This is a genomic window from Vulcanithermus mediatlanticus (assembly GCF_055385885.1).
On record NZ_AP042385.1, the window covers coordinates 1252350 to 1273114 of the forward strand.

General features: G+C 67.0%; 20 protein-coding genes and 1 tRNA gene. 13 read left to right on the top strand and 8 right to left on the bottom strand.

Annotated elements, in window-relative coordinates:
- Positions 1 to 53: 53 nt before the first annotated feature.
- From dnaX to meaB, 6 genes are read left to right on the top strand one after another with little or no spacing between them, the layout of a single operon-like run.
- Positions 54 to 1625, top strand: coding sequence for a DNA polymerase III subunit gamma/tau (dnaX, locus tag ACZ5BT_RS07385; RefSeq protein WP_464883961.1), 1572 nt, complete (start codon positions 54 to 56; stop codon positions 1623 to 1625).
- A 31-nt stretch (positions 1626 to 1656) separates the two neighbouring features.
- Positions 1657 to 1929 (top strand): metal-sensitive transcriptional regulator, encoded by a 273-nt coding sequence (locus ACZ5BT_RS07390; protein WP_464883962.1) that lies wholly within the window; start codon positions 1657 to 1659, stop codon positions 1927 to 1929.
- Between the two features lie 36 nt (positions 1930 to 1965).
- Entirely contained in the window at positions 1966 to 2886 is a 921-nt protein-coding gene (locus ACZ5BT_RS07395; protein WP_464883963.1) for a PP2C family protein-serine/threonine phosphatase, read from the top strand.
- Between the two features lie 14 nt (positions 2887 to 2900).
- Positions 2901 to 3278: a RidA family protein gene (locus tag ACZ5BT_RS07400; protein WP_464883964.1), complete on the top strand. Its 378-nt coding sequence runs from the start codon at positions 2901 to 2903 to the stop codon at positions 3276 to 3278.
- The gene (locus tag ACZ5BT_RS07405) at positions 3275 to 4111 is read left to right on the top strand and encodes a universal stress protein (protein ID WP_464883965.1); all 837 of its coding nucleotides are present in this window, start codon (positions 3275 to 3277) and stop codon (positions 4109 to 4111) included. Before ACZ5BT_RS07400 ends, ACZ5BT_RS07405 begins: the two co-directional genes overlap by 4 nt.
- A 3-nt stretch (positions 4112 to 4114) precedes the next feature.
- Complete coding sequence (gene meaB / locus ACZ5BT_RS07410; RefSeq protein ID WP_464883966.1) at positions 4115 to 5047, top strand: methylmalonyl Co-A mutase-associated GTPase MeaB; 933 nt, start codon at positions 4115 to 4117, stop codon at positions 5045 to 5047.
- 72 nt (positions 5048 to 5119) lie between these two features.
- Here the strand turns inward: meaB and hslO are convergent, their stop codons facing one another.
- From hslO to ACZ5BT_RS07445, 7 genes are all read right to left on the bottom strand, one after another.
- Complete coding sequence (hslO, locus tag ACZ5BT_RS07415; RefSeq protein WP_464883967.1) at positions 5120 to 5995, bottom strand: Hsp33 family molecular chaperone HslO; 876 nt, start codon at positions 5993 to 5995, stop codon at positions 5120 to 5122.
- Positions 5983 to 6483: a pantetheine-phosphate adenylyltransferase gene (gene coaD / locus ACZ5BT_RS07420; RefSeq protein WP_464885795.1), complete on the bottom strand. Its 501-nt coding sequence runs from the start codon at positions 6481 to 6483 to the stop codon at positions 5983 to 5985. The genes hslO and coaD overlap by 13 nt, the downstream gene beginning before the upstream one ends.
- On the bottom strand, positions 6483 to 7010 hold the full coding sequence (locus tag ACZ5BT_RS07425) for an RsmD family RNA methyltransferase (protein WP_464883968.1): 528 nt from the start codon (positions 7008 to 7010) through the stop codon (positions 6483 to 6485). Before ACZ5BT_RS07425 ends, coaD begins: the two co-directional genes overlap by 1 nt.
- A 61-nt stretch (positions 7011 to 7071) precedes the next feature.
- Positions 7072 to 7148, bottom strand: a tRNA-Pro gene (locus ACZ5BT_RS07430).
- A 182-nt stretch (positions 7149 to 7330) separates the two neighbouring features.
- A complete protein-coding gene (locus ACZ5BT_RS07435) occupies positions 7331 to 8551 on the bottom strand; it encodes a DUF1302 domain-containing protein (protein WP_464883969.1) in 1221 nt (406 codons plus the stop codon).
- A 10-nt stretch (positions 8552 to 8561) separates the two neighbouring features.
- Complete coding sequence (locus ACZ5BT_RS07440) at positions 8562 to 9326, bottom strand: outer membrane lipoprotein-sorting protein (RefSeq protein WP_464883970.1); 765 nt, start codon at positions 9324 to 9326, stop codon at positions 8562 to 8564.
- The gene (locus ACZ5BT_RS07445; RefSeq protein ID WP_464883971.1) at positions 9319 to 11574 is read right to left on the bottom strand and encodes an efflux RND transporter permease subunit; all 2256 of its coding nucleotides are present in this window, start codon (positions 11572 to 11574) and stop codon (positions 9319 to 9321) included. Before ACZ5BT_RS07445 ends, ACZ5BT_RS07440 begins: the two co-directional genes overlap by 8 nt.
- A gap of 97 nt (positions 11575 to 11671) precedes the next feature.
- On the opposite strand from ACZ5BT_RS07445, the gene ACZ5BT_RS07450 reads away from it, so the two are divergent.
- The 5 genes from ACZ5BT_RS07450 to ACZ5BT_RS07470 all read left to right on the top strand — a co-directional run bounded on the left by ACZ5BT_RS07450 (position 11672) and on the right by ACZ5BT_RS07470 (position 15487).
- The gene (locus ACZ5BT_RS07450; RefSeq protein ID WP_464883972.1) at positions 11672 to 12277 is read left to right on the top strand and encodes a TetR/AcrR family transcriptional regulator; all 606 of its coding nucleotides are present in this window, start codon (positions 11672 to 11674) and stop codon (positions 12275 to 12277) included.
- Positions 12278 to 12286: 9 nt separating this feature from the next.
- A complete protein-coding gene (locus ACZ5BT_RS07455) occupies positions 12287 to 13108 on the top strand; it encodes a 1,4-dihydroxy-6-naphthoate synthase (protein ID WP_464883973.1) in 822 nt (273 codons plus the stop codon).
- Between the two features lie 13 nt (positions 13109 to 13121).
- Positions 13122 to 13763, top strand: coding sequence for a Crp/Fnr family transcriptional regulator (locus ACZ5BT_RS07460; protein ID WP_464883974.1), 642 nt, complete (start codon positions 13122 to 13124; stop codon positions 13761 to 13763).
- A 7-nt stretch (positions 13764 to 13770) separates the two neighbouring features.
- Positions 13771 to 14892, top strand: a complete 1122-nt coding sequence (locus tag ACZ5BT_RS07465; RefSeq protein WP_464883975.1) for a SpoIID/LytB domain-containing protein — start codon at positions 13771 to 13773, stop codon at positions 14890 to 14892.
- Between the two features lie 73 nt (positions 14893 to 14965).
- The gene (locus tag ACZ5BT_RS07470; protein WP_464883976.1) at positions 14966 to 15487 is read left to right on the top strand and encodes a LabA-like NYN domain-containing protein; all 522 of its coding nucleotides are present in this window, start codon (positions 14966 to 14968) and stop codon (positions 15485 to 15487) included.
- A 52-nt stretch (positions 15488 to 15539) separates the two neighbouring features.
- Here ACZ5BT_RS07470 and ACZ5BT_RS07475 read toward each other — a convergent pair whose 3' ends face one another.
- Positions 15540 to 17705: a primosomal protein N' family DNA-binding protein gene (locus tag ACZ5BT_RS07475; protein ID WP_464883977.1), complete on the bottom strand. Its 2166-nt coding sequence runs from the start codon at positions 17703 to 17705 to the stop codon at positions 15540 to 15542.
- 23 nt (positions 17706 to 17728) lie between these two features.
- Here ACZ5BT_RS07475 and ACZ5BT_RS07480 point away from each other — a divergent pair, with 23 nt between their 5' ends.
- Entirely contained in the window at positions 17729 to 18730 is a 1002-nt protein-coding gene (locus ACZ5BT_RS07480; RefSeq protein WP_464883978.1) for an MFS transporter, read from the top strand.
- Positions 18731 to 18740: 10 nt separating this feature from the next.
- Positions 18741 to 20765, top strand: coding sequence for a molybdopterin-containing oxidoreductase family protein (locus ACZ5BT_RS07485; protein ID WP_464883979.1), 2025 nt, complete (start codon positions 18741 to 18743; stop codon positions 20763 to 20765).

Sequence of the window (20765 nt, forward strand, 5' to 3'; positions counted from 1 at the left end):
CTTTTGGGGGTTGACGGGCACAAGGGAGAGATCGGGCTCTATGATGGGGGGCGATGGGGGCGCTCTACCGCCGGGCGCGGCCGGCAACCTTCCAGGCGGTGGTCGGGCAGGAGCACGTGAAGGAAGTGCTCGAGAACGCCATCCGCCAGAACCGCCTTGGGCACGCCTATTTGTTTTCCGGGCCGAGGGGCGTGGGGAAGACCACCGTCGCCCGCCTCTTGGCCATGGCCGTGGGGTGCGAGAGTCAACTTGAGACGCGCCCCTGCGGGGAATGCGGGCACTGCCGGGCGGTGCGTGAGGGGCGGCACCCCGACGTGCTGGAAATCGACGCCGCGAGCAACAACTCCGTGGACGACGTGAGGGAGCTCAAAGAGCGCTTGCTCCTTGCTCCGGTGCTGGCGCCGAAGAAGGTGGTCATCCTTGATGAAGCCCACATGATGTCAAAGAGCGCCTTCAACGCCCTTTTGAAGACGCTGGAGGAGCCCCCGCCCCACGTACTCTTCATCTTCGCCACCACCGAGCCCGAGCGGCTGCCGGCGACGATTCAGAGCCGGACCCAGCATTTCCGGTTTCGGCGTTTGCGCGACGACGAGATCGTGGCCAAACTCACCGAGCTCGCCAGGGCCGAGGGCCTCGAGGTGGAGCCGCAAGCGCTCCGTTTGGTCGCGCGGGTGGCCGAAGGCGCGATGCGCGACGCCGAGAGCCTGCTCGAGCGGCTCTTGGCCCTGGGGAAGACGAGGCTTTTGCTAGCGGATGTCGAGGCCATGCTGGGCATGCCGCCCCAGGACCTCCTGGACGAGGCGGTCGCAAACCTCCTGGGGGGTGATGTGGAAGCCGCGCTCGCCGTAGCCGAGCGCCTCTACGTTTCCGGATACGCGCCGCGGACGGTGGTCCGAGAGCTCAAATCGGCATTTCGCAGGCGCCTGTATGCCACGCCCGGTGCCGAGGCCGAGGCGTACATCCGAGCCATGCTGGCCCTCGACGAGGCCGATGAGCGTCTGGCCAAGGACGAGGACCGCCTGACGCTCGAACTCGCCGTGCTCAGGGCTTACCACGTCCTCCACCCTGGGGCGCCCCCGAGACCGGCGCCGGCGGAAGAAAAGGTAAAGCCCAGCGCAGCCCCAAGCGCGCCGGCAAAAGCAGCGGAGGCGACCGAAGAAAAAGGTCCTTCGGGGCTGGATGCCGCCGGCTACAAACGTTTCCTCGGGGCCTTAAAGCCCATGCACAGGGCGTTCGTCCGCGAGGCGCGCCCGAGGCTGCAGGGAAAGACCTTGGTGCTCGCCTTTGCCCAAACCTATCGCTTCCACTATGAGCGGGCCAAAGCGGCCAGGACCTCGCTCGTCGGCGCCGCCAAGCAGCACCTTGGCCTCGAGGACGTCGAGGTGGTCCTCGAGGAAGACGAAGGCGACGGTGGCGAGTCGTCGCCACCGGGCAAGCCGCATCCCCGGCCCGAACCAGCCCCGCCGCCTCCACCCCCCGAGCCGGAGCCGGCGCCTCCTAAAGGGGAGGCCCCGAGCGAGCCGGGACCGCGCGCCGCCGATTGGCTTAAGGACCCGCGGGTGCAGCACCTGACCAAGTTGTTCGGGGCCCGCCTGAAAGAACGGGGGGAAGAATCCCTTAGCTAATTCTCATAGGGGGTAATGGTATACTTCGGACATGCGGACGCACGATCTCGGTGACGAAACCCTCACCTCGTTGCAAAAACGCCTGCGGCGCATCGAAGGGCAGATTCGCGGCCTGCAAAAGATGATCGACGAGGGGCGGCCTTGTGACCAGGTTCTGACCCAGATGAGCGCAGCCAAGCGGGCCATGGAGTCGGCGGCGGCGCTGTTTTTGAAGGAATACCTGGCGGTGTGCGCGGCGGAGGTGGCTGAAGGCAACACCCAGGGCCTGGAAAAGATCAACGAAGCGCTGCGGCGTTTGCCCTGAAGACGGCCGGTCGGGGGATCGATATAGAATTTGGGCATGCCCGAACTCGAGGGCAAGCCGCCTTTGGTGGTGGCTGCCGCTACGGATCCCGGTCGGAAGCGCGAGAGAAACGAAGACGCCTTCGGCTACGCCTTGACGTCCAGCGGGGGCGTTTTCATGATCGCCGACGGCATGGGCGGCCACAGCCAGGGTGAGCTCGCCGCCAAGCTGGCCGTCGAGACGGCGCTCTCCGTACTGGAGGGAAAGACCATCTCCCCGGGGCTTCTGGTTGAGGCCCTGGAGGCCGCAAACCGCAGGATCTACGAGGCCTCGCACCTGCAGGAAGGGGAGAGTATGGGCACCACCGCCACCCTGCTGGCCATCGATGCCCCCTTCGGCCTGGTCGCCCACGTGGGGGATTCGCGGGCCTACCTCTTGCGCGATGGTCTTTTGGTTCAGCTCACCCAGGACCACTCCTGGGTCGCCGACCGGGTCCGCCAGGGCCTCTTGCGTCCCGAGGAGGCCCGGACCCACCGCTGGCGCAACGTCATCACCAACGCTCTCGGCACCTTTCCCGAAGTCGAGGTCGACCTGCTCGGCCTCAGGCTGCGGCCGGGCGATGTCTTTTTGCTCTCCACCGACGGGCTGCACGGCGTGGTCGGGGAGGAGACGCTGGCCCGGGTGCTCGCCCAGGAGCCCCCGGCGGTGGCGGTGGAAAAGCTCATCGAGCTGGCCAACGCCTGGGGGGGACCCGACAACATCACGGCGATGGTCGTCGGTGTCCGCGATGTGAAGGGCGATGCCAACAAGCCCTATGCGCTGGCCCTGGCCGGCGACCAACCGGTCTACATCCGCTCGCGGAGCGGCGACGCGGTTTTAGCCCTGCCCCATCCCCGCCGGCGGAGCTACCTGGTCGAGGCCGGGTTGCTCGTGCTGTGGCTCTTGTTGCTTGCCTACGTCCTTTGGGGGCAGCGTTGAGGTAAGTTAGGAACATGGAAACCGTACGTACCGAGCGCGCGCCCCAGGCGATCGGCCCCTACAGCCAGGCGGTGAAGGCGGCCGGCTTCGTGTTCGTCTCGGGCCAGATTCCTTTGCGTCCGGATGGCGAGTTGGTTGAAGGCGATTTCGCCGCCCAGGTCCGGCAGGTGCTGACCAACGTGCGGGCGGTCCTCGAGGCCGCGGGATCGGGTCTTGACCGGGTGGTCCAGGTCACCGCCTACCTCACCGACATGGCCAACTTCCCGATTTTTAACGAGGTCTACGCCGAGTTCTTCGACGCGCCGTACCCGGCGCGGGCGGTGGTCGGGGTGGCCAGCCTGCCCAAAGGGGTTTCGGTCGAGGTGGCGGTGACGGCGCTGGGAGGTTCATGATGCGAATCCTTTACCCCACCGATTTTTCCGATGCCTCGGAGCGGGCTTTCGAGCTCGTTGAGGTGATCAAGGGGCTCCTCGAGGTGGACCTCACGCTCCTGCACGTGGTGGAAGACCCTTTGCGCAGCAAAGTCTACGGCGATTTCTGGGACGAGCTTTTGGCGGAGCCCTTCGAGGCCAGGCGCCACCAGCTCATCGAATACCTCAACGAACGGCTGCGGGCGCTCGATGCCGAGGCCGAGGTCCGGGTCGAGTTCGGCAAGCCGCTCGCGACCATCCTGCGCCACGCCAAGGCCGCCGATCTGGTGGTCATGGGGACCCACGGGCCCGAGGGGCTGCTTGAGCGCCTTTTGGGCTCGGTCACCGAACGGGTGATCGAGCTTTCGGGCAAGCCCGTCGCCGTGATGCGCGCCGAGGGCACCGTGCGCCCGTTCAAACGGCTCTTGGTGGCCAGCGGCTTGGCCGAGCCCTCGCTGCGGGCTTTGAGCCTGGCCCGGCGCCTGGCCGACGCTTCGGGGGCCCGCATCACCCTGCTCCACGTGGTCGAACCCATCTCCGAGCCCCCGATTCCGGTGCACATGCCCGACCCCCGGGATGTGCTTGGCCACGACTATATGGAGAAACTGGCCAAAGAGGTGGCCCGGATCGCGAGTGCCCACGGGGCAGAGCCGGCGATCCGCGAGGGGGAGGCGGCCAAGACCCTGCTGGCCTTTGCCGAGGAGATCGGTGCCGACGCGGTATTCATCGGCCGTTCCCGCGAGGCGAGGTTCCTGGGATCGGTGACCCGCGAAGTGCTCGAGCGGGCCGCCCTGCCGGTCTTCGTCCACCCCTGAACCATGCGGCCCGAAGAACTCATCGAACGTTTTTCCCGTGGTGACCGCCGGGCACTGGCCAGGGCCATCACCCTGGTGGAATCGGGGCACCCGTTTGGCGCCGCCCTGCTGCAGCAACTCCGAGGTCAGGGGCGGGCCAAGGTGGTCGGACTCACCGGCAGCCCGGGGGCGGGCAAGAGTACGCTCGCCGACCGGCTCATCGAGGTGGCCCGGACGGCGGGGGAGCGCGTGGCGGTGCTGGCCGTGGACCCCTCGAGCCCATTCACCGGCGGGGCCGTGCTCGGGGACCGCATCCGGATGATGCGCCACTACGCCGACGAGGGGGTCTTCATCCGCTCCATGGCCAGCCGGGGCGCGCTCGGCGGCTTGGCGGGGGCGACGGTGGGAGCGCTGGCGCTCCTCGAGGCCTTCGGTTTCGACTGGATCTTCATCGAGACGGTGGGGGTTGGCCAAAGCGAGGTCGACATCGCCCGGGTGGCGGACACCACCGTTTTGGTGCTCACGCCGGCTGCTGGCGACGCGGTCCAGGCTTTCAAGGCCGGGGTGATGGAGATCGCCGAGGTGATCGTGGTGAACAAGTTCGATCTCCCCGGGGGGCCGAGGCTCATCGAAGAGCTCAAGGCGACGCTCGAGCTGGCCCCGCCCCATCCCGGGGGGTGGAAGGTTCCCATCCTCACCGCGGTGGCCAGCCGGGGCGAGGGTGCGGCTGAACTCTTGGATGCCATTCGCGAACACCGGGCGCACCTCGAGGCCACCGGACAGCTCAAGGCGCACCGGCTGGAGCGGGCTCGCTTTGAAATCCAGGCGGTGATCCAGGAATGGGGGCGGCGGATGAGCCAGGACGCGACGCCGTTGCTGAGCGAAGTGGCCGAGGGCAGGAAGACGCCCGAAGAGGCCGCGGGCGAGATCCTGCGCGCTGCCTTGGCCAAAGGCTAGGCCGGCATTGCCAAACCGTCGTCTGCCTTTGATGGGCCTGCCCGCCGTGGCAAATGCCACGGCGGGCAGGCCCTAGCCTTCGAGCGGATCGGGGGCGACGATCTCCTCCGGGCTCAGGTGGTAAACCGCGCCGCACCAGTGGCAGCGTACCTCGGCCCCGCCTTCCCGGGCCATGGCCTCGCGCTCGCTTTCGGGGAAGAAACGAATGGCCCTGAGCGCCTTCTCGCGGCTGCAGCGGCAGGCGAACTCGAGGGTGAAGTCGCTCGCCAGGGGTGAAAAATCCAGGCCCGCCAGGACGGCCTCGAGCGCGCCCAGAAGCCCGTGCTCGAAAAGGAGCCCCGAAAAGCCGGAGATCGCTTTCAGGTTCGCCTCGAGCGCCGCGATCGCATCCTCGGGGGCGCCGGGCAGCACCTGGATGACGACGCCGCCGGCGGCCTCAACCGAGTGATCGGTGCCCACTCGCACCCCGAGAAGGACGGCGGAGGGGATTTGCTCCGATTTGAGCAGGTGGTGGGCGAGGTCCTCGGCGATCTCCCCGGAGACGAGCGGCACCGTGGAGTCGTGGAGGTCGCCTGAGGGAAGCGTGCGCATGACCTGCAACGTTCCCCGGCCGACCAGCCGGCCGACGTCGAGCTTGCCCTGGGGCGAGATGGGGACCTCGGCCCGGGGCTGGCGGACGTAGCCCCGCAGGCGTCCTTTGAGGTCGGCTTCGGCCATCAACCCACCCAGGGGGCCGTCCCCGTCGATGCGCAGGGTGAGGCGCTCTCTCGGGCCCTTAAGCAGCAGGTGGGCGAGGAGGGCGGCGCCGGTGAGACCGCGCCCCAGCGCCGCGGTCGCGGTGGGGGACAGATCGTGGCGGCTGCGGGCCACCTCGACGACATCGGTGGTTTCGGCCGCGACCACGCGGAGCGTTCCGTCGCCGGCCAGGCCACGGATTACCCGCCCCACGCCGTGCCCTCCCTGAACTTCTCGCGCAGCGCCCTGGCCGCCGGCGGGGGAACGAAGCGGCCCACGTCGCCGCCGTGCCGGGCGATCTCCTTGATCATGGTGGAGGAGACGAATGACCACCGGGTCGCCGCGAGGATGAAGATCGTTTCCACCTCGGGGTTCAGCTGGCGGTTGAGGTGCGCCATCTGCAGCTCGTACTCGTAGTCTGAAACCGCGCGCAGCCCTTTGACGATGAGCTTGAGCCCTTTTTGACGCATGTACTCGGCCAAAAGGCCGTGGAAGGCCTCGACCTCAACGTTGGGCAGGTGGAGCGTCGAGGCCCGGATGATCTCCAGGCGCTCCCCGATATCGAAGAGGTAGCGCCCGGCCTTGGCCGGGTTTTCCAGCACCGCGATGGTGACGCGGTCGAAGAGCCTGCTCGCCCGTTCGGCCACGTCGAGGTGGCCATTGGTGAAGGGGTCGAAACTCCCAGGATAAACGACGTGCATCATGCCTCCTTCGGGACCAGGGTGAAGGCGTTGGCGCCGTAGGTCCGCCGCTCGCCGAGGGGAATGAAGAGCGAACGTGGGTGCTGCAGGATGGCAACGCCGCCGGGGCGCACCACGTCGGAATCGAGCAGCAGTGTAAAAGCGGCGACGAGGTCGATGGGATAGGGCGGGGCCATGAAGGCCACGTCGTATCGGTCGTCGCCCGACGCGGCCTCCCTCAGGAAGCGCTCGACCGAATAGGGCACGACCCGGGCCTCGAGGCGGGCCTTGCTGAGGTTTTTCTTGAGCAACCGGACGGCTTCGGGGTCCTTCTCCACCAGGGTGACGCGCCACCCCTCGCTGGCCGCCTCGAGCCCCACGGCGCCGCTCCCGGCGTAGAGGTCGAGGAAGCGTCCGGGCCTCGGGAAGCGGCTGCGCAGGTGGTCAAAGAGCGCCTTCCGCAGCCGGACCGGGCTCGGACGCGCCGAAGCGGGGACCTCGAGGACCACCCCCTTGGCCCGACCGCCGAGAATTCTCAGCCGGCTCAACCCTCACCTCCCTAATTAGCCTACCAAAGGCAAAAGGAAGGGCCCCGTGGGGCCCTTTGGCTGGTCGGGGAGAGAGGATTCGAACCTCCGACCCCCTCGTCCCGAACGAGGTGCGCTACCAGGCTGCGCTACTCCCCGCAGCACCCATAAGTTTAGCCAGGCGCGCCCTGGCTGTCAAAGCCGGGCGCGGGCGGGGCCGGAAAAGGATCTGCCCCGGCCGGGGCCGGGGCGGGAGGGGAAGCCGTGGAGCTGGGTTGAGTAAGCGTCCGCGAGTTTTTCAACCCGGGCCCCCGCCGTGGCGAAAGCCACGGCGGGCTACCTTAGAAGCTGTAGGTCAGCCCGAGCTGGACCTCGCTGTTTTGGTTGTACCCGCCGAATTCGCTGTTTGCGGGCCCGTAGAAGTAGGCGAAGCCGATATTGCCGCGAACCCCGTCGGCAAAGGTGTAAACGAGCTGCGGGCGCAAAAGGCCCGAGCCGTCGCTCAGGTTGTGCAGCCAGGCGCCTTCAATCCGGGTCCGCTCGTTGTAGTCGTAGCTCGCGAGCAGCCCCAGGCGCTGGGTGTAGGTGTCGGCGGCGGGGACGTCGGCTTTTTGCCACTTGAGGTCGTAGACCACGATGGTCTGGGGGCCATCGGTCCAGGTGTACTCCAGCGAGAGCACCCCTTCGGCGTAGGGGTTTTGGGTGAAGGGGTCTTGGCCCTGGGGGTCGTCGGTCAAAACGTAGGCGGCCTCGCCGCGGAGCACGAGCCCCTCGGCGACATCGGGGATCGAGAAGGCGAGGGCGAAGTCAGCGCCGAGCAGGGTGCGGCGGTCATGGCCGAGGATCAGTTTTTGCGGTCCAGTTGGGTCATTGGGATCGACGGGCACGATCTTCTTGGCGCTGGGGAAGGGGAAGTAGTCGCGGATCGCGGTCGCGCCGAGGTCGAGCCCGTCGAGGACGTCGAGGCTGGCCGTGGCCCGGACGCCGAAGACGCCGTTGGTGAGATCGGGGCTCGGAGCCGTGGTCTCAATTTTGGTGACGCCAGGGGGCAGGGAAACCGGGATGGCCCAGGCGCCCTGGGGGGGAACGGAGGGCGTGAACCGGGGAATCCAGACCGCCTCGAGCTGGTACACGCCGGCTTCGTCGGGGTACACGGTGGCGTGGATCATGGGGACGGGCAGCTTCTGGGCCGAGGGGTCGGCCAGCGGCCGGGCCAGGTCCTTGGGGTTGAGGACGTCCTCGGGGCTCAGGTAGTCCACCCGACCCCAAGAGATCACCTGGTTGCCCACGGTGAGGTCCACGCGGTCGAGGTAGACCGTGGCGTAGGCCTCGCCGAGGGAGAAGCTGGTCTTGCCGGTGAGCGCGTCGTAGCCAAGGTTCAAGGTGGCTTTGAGCGTTGCATCGTCGAGGTCGTAGCCGAGGTCGAGTTTGAGCGTGGTTTGCCCGAGGCTCAGGGTCGCATCCGAGGTACGCACGCCGAAGTTGGTGTCGAGCTGGCCCGAGAGGTTCACCTGGGCCAGTGCCAGGCCGGCGAGGACGAGGATCCACGAGAGCTTTTTCATCGCCACCTCCCTAGCGCTTCATGAAGCGTTCGCTGAAGACCGAATCCGGGATCTCGACGTCGATCTCGAGGTCCTGCTGCTCGAGGATGGTCTTGTGCTTGGTCTTGACGTTTTCCATCACCAGGTACGTGGGGATGAGGTACTTGCCGTCGGCGAACGATTCGATCTTGCTGCTCTGTAAGACCTTGTAGAGCTTGCCCTTTTTGTAGAACTCGATTCTGGTGGGTACGTAGGTGGCTTCGGGCACCCAGACGACGAGCTTGGAGTAGCTGGATTCCACCCCAGGCTTGGGGGTCGATTCCACCACGAAGACCTTGCCCCCTGCGCCCTCTTCGGTTTTCAGCAGTTTGTGGTTGTAATCCTCGATCTTCATGCCCCCGAGGTTCGAGATGTCGTCGTAGGTGAAGTCGGAGCCCATGAACGAACCCTTTTTCTGGCTTCCCGCGATCCGGCGGATGCGCTTTAAGGCGGGCAGGTAGAGCTTCATCTCTTCCTTGCCGCCCTTTTTGAGGGCCAGGAATGCGGTGCCCTTGACGTCGGCGGGGGCCAGGAACTTGATGAGCATCTTTTCTTCATCGCCGACTTTCCTGGTCCAGAGCTCGATCTTGCGGGTGAGCGTCTTCCCCTGCTTGTTGACCAGCTGCATGACCATGACCCCGTGCATGGCGCTGGGGCTTGGCCGGGCGTCGACCTTCTTCATCACTTCCTCGCCGCTCACAGCCAGCGCCAGCGAGAGGACACCGATGAGACCGAGGCTTGCCAATACTCTACGCATCTCTGATCACCTCCCTTTTTCCATAGCGGCGCACGAAGGCGAGCAGCGCCGCGGGCAACGCGGTGAGCGCGAAGAGCGCGGTGGCGCCCACCGTAAACCCCATGAGTTTGGCGAAGGTCTGGATGGGGGCGAACCCCGAAAACAGCAGGGCCATGAAGCCGCCCCCGATGGCCAGCGCGGTGAAGAAGACCGCCCGGCCGGAGACGTACAGGCTGGTGGTGGCGGCTTCCTCGGGCGCCCGGCGTTTGCGCAGCTCCTCCAGGTAACGCACGATGATGTGCACCGAGTAGTCGCCCACGCCGATGGCGATGGCGGCGATGAGCGCGGTGGCGGTGTCGAGGGGAATGCCAAAGAGCCCCATGAGGCCGAACTGACCGGCGATCGTGAGGCCGAGGGGTACCACGCTCACCAGCCCCACCACCAGCGACCGGAGCAGCAGCGCGTTGAAGAGGGCCACCAGCACCAGCGCCAGCGCCAGCGAGATGTACTGGTCCTTGAGGATCAGGCGCATGACCTCGAGCATCAGGACCGTGGTGCCGGTGAAGGTGATCTGGTCCGCCTGAGGGCCGATGATGGCCTGGGCGCGCTGGCGCAACTGGTTGACCAGGGCCTGCATCTGACCCGAGGGCAGCGACCGCAGCTGGACCGTGACCTGGGCGGTGGTCGAGGATTCGTCGATGAACTGGGCCAGGTCCTCGGGATCCCCCGACATCTGGTAGAGGAGGAGTTCCTGGGCCACGCCCTCTTCGCTGTCGGGGAAACCGTAGGCCCCGGTCAGTGACTTGTGGATTTCACGGATCATATCGGCGATTGAGATCGCCGAGCCCACCTCGGGGTTTTGCTTGGCTTCCTGCTCGAAGCGGTAGATGGCCGCAAGCAGCGCCGGGTCCTTGAGATTGCCGTCGACCACGATGGTGAGCGTGTCGGAGCCGCCGAAGACCCGGTCCACGAGTTCGGTCGCCACCCGCGGCGAGGCGTTTTTCGGGAAGTAGGAGAGGAAACTGGTCTCCACGTGGATCCTGGTGGCGAAAAACGCCATGAGGGCGAGGAAGGCCACCGCGGCCACCAGGATGCCCCCGCGCCGTTGCCGCACCCAGCTGGCGATGCCGATCATGGCCCGGCTGATGGCGTCGGGCTTTTCCGGGTCGATGGTGCGGCGGGGGTTCCGCAGGAGCGCCAGCACCGCCGGGGCGAGGACGGTCGAGCCCAAAAAGGCCACCAGAACGCCGAAGGCGGCGAGCAGGCCGAAGGCCTTGATCTGGGGGATGCTCGAGGTGTAGAGCGCGGCCAGCCCGGCGCCGGCGGCGAGGGCGGAAACCAAGACCCCAAGCCCGGTTTCGCGCACCGCGAGCCCGATGGCCGTGCTCCGGTCCTCCCCGTGGGCGAGCTCGTGGTAGAAGCGGTTCAGGATATGGAGGGTGAAGGAACTGCCCACCGCGAGGACCACCACCGGCAGGATCGAGCTGATGGTCCCGAGCTTAAAGCCGAGCCAGCCGCCAAGGCCGAGCGACCAGATGAGGGCGGTGATCACGGTGAGGAGGGGCAAAAACACCCCACGCTGGCTCCTGAAGTTCAAAAAGAGCACCAGCGCGATGATGAGGGCGGCGGCGCCCATCTGGATGGGCATGTCCCGTTGCATGGTCTCGAGGATGTATCCCGAGAGCGCCGGGGTGCCCGCGAGGTAGACCCGCCCCTTCCAGTTGGACCTCAGCGCCTTGAGCAGCGCCTGGTTGAGCGCCTTCATATCCAGCCCGGGGTCCACCTCGACGATGACCGCCGCGTACCGCCCGTCCTTGCTGACCAGGCGCCCGGCGTAAAGGGGGTGGCCGTCCACGTAGTCGCGGATGGACTTGATCTCTTCGGCGGTGATTTCCCCGTCCGCCGGGAGGAGGTCCTCGATGTTGAGGAATCCATCCGCCTCCTCCATGCGCTTGGCGTTGGCCAGGCTGGTCACCCGCTGGACCCCATCGACCTCGGAGACCGCCTCGGTAACGGCCTGGAGGGCGGTGAGGGCCTCGGGGGTCCAGATGTCGCCCTCGAGGGCGGCGATCGCCATCTCGCCGCTGCCGAAGGTGTCCCGGACCTCATCCAGCATTTGCTTGGCCGGGAGATCCGGCGGCACCAGGGACTCCGGCGAGTTATCGAACTGCAATTTGCCCAGGCCCAACCCCAGGCCCAGGCTCACCAGCAAAAAGATCACCACGACCGTCCAGGGATGACGTGTGGCGAATCGACTCAGCGTTTCCATAGACCAGACTCCCTCCCGAAAGCTCGCGGGGCCTCGCCCCGTTTACGAACTGTAAACTCTAGACGACACGATGTCAACATGCGATACTGGGGGTGGTATGGCGAAGGCGGAGGCGCTCAGCGAAAAGCGCAGGGAACGAAGGATGCGGGCCATTTTGCAGGCCGCCCTCGAGGTCTTTAACGAGCGCGGCTATCCCAAGGCCACCATGGAGGAGATCGCGGAGCGGGCCCTTTTGACCCGGCAGGGCCTCTACAAGTACTTCAGCGATAAGCAGGAGATCCTACGGGCGCTCTTGGAGTGGAAGATCGAGGAACTCATCGCCGACATCGAGCGGGCCGCGGCCGGGGGCGAGGCGTTCGTCGAGAGGGTGCGGCGAATCGTCCGCGACGCGCTGCTTTTCCAGCAGAAAAACCGCGGCGTGTTCCACGCCCTGATCACCGCCAGCGTGGTTCCGGAGCTGGTCCGGGATCCGCGCCTCATTGACCTGAAGTCGCGGCTCATCCAGCAGGTGGCTTCGGTGATCGAGGAGGGGATGCAAAAGGGCGAGGTTCGGCCCGCCCCCGCCGCGGAGCTGGCCGAGCTGCTTTTGAGCTTCATTTTCCGCGCCGTGGCCAAGGATTATCTGGAGCCCGACAACCCCGCCAACTACGACCCGCGTTGGGTCGAGGAGGTGTTTTTGTACGGCGTGGTGCGGGGGGCGTAGGCTGAAGTCATGGAACTCGGCTTTTCCCCCTGTCCCAACGACACCATCATCTTTTACGCGCTCGTTCACGGCGAGGTGCCCTTTCCCGAACCCATCGTTCCCAGGATCGCCGACGTCGAGACCCTGAACGCCTGGGCCCGTGAGGGTAGGCTCCCGGCGACGAAGCTGAGTTATGCCGCCTTCGCGCGCCTGAGGGATACCTACATGGGGCTCAAAAGCGGCGGGGCGCTTGGCCGTGGGGTGGGGCCCCTGGTCGTGGCCCGCGGCGACCGGGCGTTTGCCGGGGCCCGCGTGGCGCACCCGGGTGAGGAGACCACCGCTTTCGCGCTGTTCCGGCTCTTCATGGGCGAGCTGCCGTTCGAGCCCGTGGCCATGGTTTACGACGAGATCATGCCCGCCCTCGAGCGGGGGGAGGTCGATCTCGGGCTCATCATCCACGAATCGCGCTTTGTCTATCCCCAGCACGGGCTGGTGAAGCTGCTCGATCTCGGGGCGTGGTGGGAAGAGGAGACCGGGCTCCCCCTGCCCTTGGGGCTGATCGCGGTGCGGCGGGACCTGGCGCCGGCGCTTGCCCGCGAGCTCGAGCGGGCCATTGGCGAGAGCCTGACGTTTGGGCTTCGCCATATGGACCGGGCCTGGCCTTACATCCAAGCGCATGCTGCCGAGCTCGACGACGCGGTCATCCGGGCCCACATCGAGACCTACGTCAACGACTACAGCCTCGACCTCGGGGACGAGGGCATCGAGGCCGTCGAGACCCTGGTGCGCCGAATGGAAGCGGCCGGCCTCGCGCCGCCCTCACAGGCCCCGCTTTTTTCCCCGGGCAGGTAATAAACTGAAAGCCATGGCCCCTCTTTTCCCCTCGGTGCTCCCCGAGGAGGTACGGGAAGCGCTGTCGGTCCTTTTTAAGCCCCGAAAAGCACGGCGCGGTCGCGTTCTCTTCTATCCCGACGATCCCGCGGAAGAGGTCTTTTTCATCGAAGAGGGGTGGGTTCGCCTTTTCGAGCTCGGGCCCAGGGAGGAAGAGGTCACGCTGGTGGTGGTCGGTAAGGGGGAACTTTTCGGCGAGGCGGCGTTGGCGGAAGGCCGGAGCTACGGCGTTTTCGCCGAGCCCATGGGGTCGGTTCGCCTGCTGGCGGCACCGGGGCTTGAGGTTGTGGCGCTGGCGGACCGCCACCCCGAAGTGTACGCATTTTTAGTTCGCCTTTTGACCGAGCGGCTCTGGAACGCCGAGGCCAGGCTCCGGGAGATCCGCTACAAGGAGGTGCGGCCCCGCTTGGTGCGCACGTTGCTCGCCATGATGCGGGAGGGCGAGCGGGGGCTCGAGGTGGCGCTCAGTCACCAGGACCTGGCCCACCTCGCGGGTTCCACCCGGGAGACGGTCACCAAGATTTTGGGCGAGCTCGCCATGGAGGACCTGATCGAGCTCGGGTACCGCCGGGTTTTGATCCGTGACCCAAAGGCCTTGGCGTCGCTGCTTGAGTGAGGTGGGGGTGCGCTTTGTGTTTTGGAATCGACATGTCGCGCTGCGTGCCGTGATCTTCCTGTTGTTGGCGGTGTTTTCCTACGCCTCGGCCCAGGCGCCAACCTTGCGCGTCCTGCTCGCCAAGGGGGAGGGCTTTACCGTTGGTCTTTTGGGCCCCCACGACGTTTGGACCCTCGAGGGCAAGCGCTTTTCAAATCAGGACGGCGCCACCTACCGGGTCCGCCTGGGCAGGGATGGGGTGTTGGTCGACGGGCGGGCGCTCGGACCGCTCGTTTCCTTCGTGCCCAAGGGAGGGTTTTTTACCCTGAATGGCCGGCGTTACCCTGGATTTTTGCGGATTCTCCAGGAAGCAAAAACGCTCTATGCCGTCAACGTGGTGGGGCTTGCCGATTACCTGGCGGGCGTGCTGCCCGGGGAGATGCCGGCGTCCTTCCCCCTCGAGGCCCTCAAAGCTCAGGCGGTGCTGGCCCGGACCTACGCCATGCGCGCGCTCGGACGGGGGGCGATCTACGATCTTTGCGCCACCACGGCCTGTCAGGTTTACCTTGGGCTGGCCAAGGTCCAGCCGAGCTACCGGGCGGCGATTCAGTCCACGGCGGGTATGGTCCTCGCCTACCGGGGCGGCCTGGTGCGGGCGGTCTACCACGCCGATTCCGGCGGCAAGACGGCCTCGGCGCTGGAGGTTTGGGGGCAGGCGTTTCCCTACCTGGTGGTCCGGGACGATCCCTACACGCCGGGTCGGTGGTGGCAGAAGACGCTCGACCCCGAGCGAGTGGCCGGGGCGCTGGCCCGCCTTGGCCTTCGGGTAGGGCGGGTGGCGTCGATGCGGGTGATCGGGCGCACGGCGAGCGGGCGCGTCGGCACGCTGGTGGTGAAAGGATCGCGGGGCGAGGTGCGGCTTCGGGCACCCCAGGTCACCGGTTTTTTGCGGGGGCTCGGCCTGCCCTCGACCCTGGCCTGGGTCGAGGGGGGGTTGCGTTTTAAAGGACGCGGGACCGGCCACGGGGTGGGCATGAGCCAGTGGGGGGCCAAGGGACTCGCCGAGCGAGGGTGGAATTATCGTGAGATCCTAGGTTATTACTATCCAGGCACCGTGCTCGCGCCGTACGTCCTCGAGGCGGGGCCTTGAGGTTGCTGTGGCTTGCTAAAGGAATTCCCAGAAGGTAGCCTTAAATTAAGGGAGCCCGCGCTTGCGGGGAGTTATGGAACGGGTGGCAATTTTTATTGATGGCAGCAACCTGTATAAGGGTCTGGTCGGTGAGGTCGCCTCCGACTACCGCCTTGACTTCGTGCGCTTCATCGAGCTCTTGGTGGGTGGCCGGAAGCTCTTGCGCGCCTATTATTACAACGCGCCGCTTCCCCCGGACGATCCCGCCGCCAGGGCGCACCAAAGCTTCCTCAACTATCTCAAACGGGTGCCCTACGTCGCGGTCCGGCTGGGGCGGCTCGAGCGCCGGGGCGAGGGGTTCGTGGAAAAAGGCGTCGACATCCAGATCGCGGTCGACATGCTCAGGCTGGCCTATGCCCGGGCTTACGACGTGGCGATTTTGGTCTCCGGTGACGGGGATTTCGCCGAGGTGGTCCGGGTCATCCAGGATCTGGGGATGCAGGTGGAAAACACCACCTTCAACGCCCTTTCCTCCTACCGGCTGGCCCAGCAGGCGGACCGCTTCTACCCCCTGGACGACTTCCCCTGGGATCAGCTCAAGGCGCCCCACGAGTAACCGGGTGGCCCGCCGCCTTGCACTCGAGATCCCGAGCCGGTCTTGGGACGGCTCAGGGCTCGAGGGCCCCGGCGAAGCTGACGGGGTCGGGGTCGATGATGAGGCGGGCCGGTCTGGGGTCGGGGAGGGCGGCGATCAGCGTCTTAAGCCGCTGGTGTGAGGCGGCGCGGAGGATCAGATGGTAGATGTGGCGCCCCTTGACCCGGGGGACCGGTGCTGGCGCTGGACCGAGGACCTCGGTGGGCTCGGTGATCTGGGCCAGCGTTTGCTGGGCCCCGGTGGCGGCCTCGAGGGCCTTGGCCTCGTGGCGGTGGGCGTACTCGAGCTTGACCATGCGCGTGGCTGGGGGGTAGCCGAGGGCGTTACGCATCTCGAGCGCCTTGCGCGGGAAGCTTTCCAGGTCTCCGGCGACGAAGGCCTTGATCGCGGGGTGTTCGGGGTTGTAGGCCTCGAGCACCAAGAGGGGGTTTCGCCTGGGGTGGAGGTCGGTGAGCTGCCAGAGCAACGAAAAGAGCCGTTCGCCGGCCCGGAAATCGGACTCGGGCGCAAAGCCCTCGACCCAGGGGATGGCGACCACCGCGAGGTTGGGCAGCGGCAGCCGCCGGAGGACGCGGGTGGTGGCCACAATAATGCCCGGCCGGCCTTCCTCCAGCGATTCGGTGTCCGCCTCGCCATCGGCCGAGAGGCGCCCGATGGGATAGGCGGGGAAACGGCGCCGTAAGGCCTGGGCCAGCCAGTCGAGGCCCGGCCCCCTGGCGAGGAGCAGCTCGCTGCCGCACCTCGGGCAGCGCTCTGGCGCGTCTTTTTGGAAACCGCACTGGTGGCATACGAGTTCCCCGCCCTTGCCGCGGCGGTGGTAGCGAAGAGGGAGCGCGCAGTTCGGGCAACCCGGTTCATAGTCGCAGGCCTGGCAGTGGAGGCGGGCGGCGTAGCCGCGCCGGGCAGCGAGGACGAGGACTTGGTGCTCCCGCTCCAGGGCCTGGCGAATGATGGCGATGGTCTGGCCGCTCAGGAGCCCCCGGCGCTGGTCCTTTTTGAGGACGAGCGCCCTTGGGGGCCGGGTTTTAAGGGCGAGGGCGGGGCCTTTTCGCGCCAGCGCCTCAGCGCTGGGGGTCGCCGAGAGGGAGGTGAACGGGATCTGGAGGGCCTCGAGGAGGACCGGCAAGAAGGCGTGGGTTCCCGAGCGCAGCTTGTGGTTGTCGCTGGCGTCTTCCACCACCACGATCCGGCTGAAGTCCTGGGGGAAAAAGAGCGCCTGGTAGGTGCCGAAGACGCTCTTTCCCCGGACTTGCCAAAGCCGCCGGCGTGCCTCGGGTGGGAGATCGCCGCTTAAGAAGATCGCCTCCGGGAAAAAGGGCCTGGCGCGTTCGATGAGCGCGCCTTCGGGAAAGAGCACCAGGATGGGGCCGCGCTTTGCCAGCCCTTTAAGAACGGCCAGGCGTTGCCAAAAGCGCCCGCCGTAGACGCGCGCGGGGAGAGCCTCGACGTCGTGGGCCGGCAGGGTTTTGGGCGGTGGGGCCGGGGGGGCGAACTCGAGGGGGCGGGTTTCGATCCGGGCGTATCCCTTGGCCAGCAGGGTCTTGATGGCGTGGCGCCCGACCCCGGCCCGGCGCGCGAGCTCGGCCTGACTCGCGACCTCGCCGAGCGACCACAGGGTCATTAGCGCCGCTTTGGCGTTCGGGCTCAGGCGGTCGTCGGGTTTTTTGATCGGAACGAGAACGGTCTTTTCCGGCGTGGGTTCCTCGACCTGCTCTTCCAGCACGCCACCCTCCCGCAACCCGTCGAGGAGCTTATGAGAAAAGCGCGAGGCCGCTTGCCATTCGGCGAGGGGCCTCGCCTCTGGGGGGAGGTTTTCCAGGCGAGTCCCGGGCACCAGGCGAACCCGGTGTTCGAACGGTCCCGCCAAAAAAGGGAGAAAGTCGGCAACGACCTGCCCGATGGGGCAAAAGAGCGCCTCCGCCGCCCGGGCGAGCATCGACAGTCGCTCGGGGTCGAGGAAAGGTTCCTGGTCGAGGTAACCGATAGCGTGGCGGAGGGCTTCGGGGCGCTCGGCGTTGAAGGTGGCGACCACCAGGCCTACGCGGACCGTGTTTCGGAAGGGGACCACGACCCGCATGCCCAGCTTTGGCGGCTGGCCGTGAGGGGGGAGGTAGGTGAGGGCGGGGAGGCGGAGCGGCAGGGCCACCTCGAGGGCAGGGGTGCTGGCGTGCCGTGACATCACCTCCAGGCTACGATGGGAACGTGCGCTACGCGCTCCTTTTCTCCGGGGCCCTGGTCTTCGCCGTCCTCTACTCGCCCCAGCCCCTGCTCCCCGGGATCGAGCGGCTCTACGGGGCCCCGCCGGGAAGTGCTGGGCTCGGGATGGCCCTGCCGCTCCTCGGGCTGGTGCTCGGACCGTGGTGTTTTCGCCGCTGGGCGGCCCCCGGCGAACAGAAGCTTTTTTGGGGCACCCTGGGGGTCGGGGTTTTTTCGCTGGTTTCGCTGGTGGTGCCGGGGCTGGTCTGGTGGGCTTTGGCCCGGTTCCTCGTGGGCTTTGCCCTTTCGGCGGTGGCGGTGTTGGGCTTTGCCCTGTTGCCCCGCCTTTTCCCCTCGCCTTATGCGGTCTCCGCCTTCGTGGCCCTCAACGCCCTTGGCGGAACGCTGGGCCGCTTTCTGGCCGGGGTGCTGGGGGAGGGGCTCGGGGTGCGAACGGCGCTTTTGATCATCAGCCTGCCGGTGCTAATCCTCGCGGGGTTTTTCCTCACCGGTCGTGCCCCCCCACTCCCCGAGCCCCGCGCCGCCCGGCCCGGCCGGGCCATGCTGGTGGGCGGAGCGCTGCTCTTTTCCAATCTGTTCCTCGCCAACCTTTTCCCCTATCGCCTCGAGGCCCTGGGGTTTGGCCTTGGCGCCATCGGTGGGTTTTACCTCGCCTATTTGGGCGGGCTCGTTGGACCTTTCGTCAGCGGCAAATGGGGCCTCAAAGCGGCGCTCGGGCTCGTTTTTCTCGGTGCGTCCCTGATGGCCGGGCCCTGGCTCGGGGTGGGGTTTGCCCTTTTTCTGGCCGGGATCTTTGGGATGCACGCGGTCTTCGGCGGCGTTTTCGGCCGCCGGGGAGAGAGCTGGGCCTATGTGAGCGGGTATTACCTGGGCGGGGCGCTGGCGGGCCTGGTGTACCCGCTCTTTCTGGGGGCGCCTTTTGCCCTGGCGCTCGGGACGGTGATCGTGCTCCTGGTCGCCTCCGCCTTCCTCGGCGCGAAGGTATAATCCGCTTCGTATGCAAAAGGTCGTGACCTGTCCCCTGGACTGCCCCGATGCCTGTCGCCTCGTGCTCGAGGTCGAGGACGGGCGCGTGCGTCGGGTGCGGGGGGATGCGGCCCATCCCACCACCCGAGGGTTCGCCTGCGCCAAGACCACGCGCTTCCCCGAGCGGCTGTATGCCCCTGACCGCCCCCTTTACCCCATGCGCCGGGTGGGGCCGAAGGGCGAGGGCCGCTTCCAGAGGATCAGCTGGGAGGCGGCGCTCGATGAGATCGCGGAAAAACTGAAGGCCACCCTCGATACCTACGGTGAGGCCGCGGTCCTTCGCTACAACTACGCGGGGACCATGGGCCTCATCGAGGGGCGCCACCCCGTGGCCTTTTTCCGCGCCATCGGGGCGACCGAGCTCGACGAGACCATATGCTCGGCCACCGGTGAAGCGGCCTGGGCCGAGATCTACGGGCCGAGGAAACTCGGCGTCGACCCCGAAGACGTGCCCAAGGCCCGGGTGGTGGCGATCTGGGGCGCGAACGTCCTTTCCACCAACACCCACCTGGTGCCCTTCCTGCGCGAGGCTCGGAAAAACGGTGCCGAGATTATCGCCATCGACGTCTACGAAAACCGAACCGCCCGATTCGCCGACCGGTTTATTCGCGTCCGGCCCGGAACCGACGCGGCGCTGGCGTTGGCCATTGCCCACGTCCTCTTCGCCGAGGGGTGGGTGGACCGGGCCTATCTCGACACCCACACCGAGGGGCTGGATGCCTATTTGGCCTCGGTCCGCGAGTGGCCGCCCGAGCGTGCCGCCGCTTTGACCGGCGTTCCCTCCGAGACCATCGCCGACCTGGCCCGGACCCTCGCCATGAAAGCGCCCCAGTTCTTCCGGGTGGGCTATGGCATGACCCGGCACCCCGGGGGCGGCAGCGCGCTGGTGGCGGTGCTCAGCCTGCCGGTGATCCTCGGCGCTTGGCGGTTTGAGGGCGGCGGGGCCATGCTCAGCACCAGCGGCGGCTTCGCCCTCAACAAACGCCGCCTCGAGGGGCTGCATTTTTGGCAGGATCCCCAGCCCGATGGGTATTTCCGACCCAACCCCGGGGTGCGTCACGTCAACCAGATCCAGCTCGGTCGGGCCCTGACCGCGCTCGATGACCCACCGGTGAAGATGCTCTTCGTCTTCAACGCCAACCCGGCGGCGACCGCTCCCCGCTCGGCGCTGGTGCGCCAGGGGCTCTTGCGGGAAGACCTGGTCACGGTGGTGCTCGAAAACGCCATGAGCGACACCGCCCGCTACGCCGACTACCTCCTGCCAGCGACGCATCCCTTCGAGCACCCGGATCTCTACGCCTCCTACGGGCACTACCACCTCTCGTGGTCGGAAGCGGCCGTGGATCCTCCCGGCGAGGCCCGGCCCAACACCTGGGTTTTTGCCCAGCTGGCCCGGCGGCTCGGGCTTCGTGCCCCGGAACTCTTCGCCGATGCCGGGACCCTGGCCCGGGAACTGCTCGACAGCGCCGACCCCATGCTGATCGACATCACCTTCGAGCGCCTCGTTCGAGAAGGCTCGGTGAAGCTCCGGCTCAACAGGCCCTTCTTGCCCTACGCCGAGGGACGCATGGACGGCAGGAAACTGACTTTGCGCGCTGTTGACGTCCGGCGGTCCGAGCCGGAGCCCGACTGGCCCCTGGTGATGATCTCGCCGCCGGCGCATCACTTCCTGAACACCAGCTTCGGGCTCGTTCCCAGCCTGCGACAGGCCGAGGGTGGGGAGCCGTGGCTTTGGATGCACCCGGCGGACGCGGCGAAGCGAGGCCTGGCCGAGGGCGATCGGGTTCGGGTGAGGAGCGTATACGGCGAGGTGATCCGCAGCCTGCGGATCACGGACGCGACCCAGCCGGGGGTGGTGGTCCTCGAGGGCACCTGGCGGGGGCTCGACGCCCCCGACGGCAAGTCGATCAACGAACTCACCCCGGATGAACCCACCGACATGGGTGGGGGGAGCGCTTTCCACGGGGCGCTGGTCGAGGTTCTGCCGGTAAGCTAA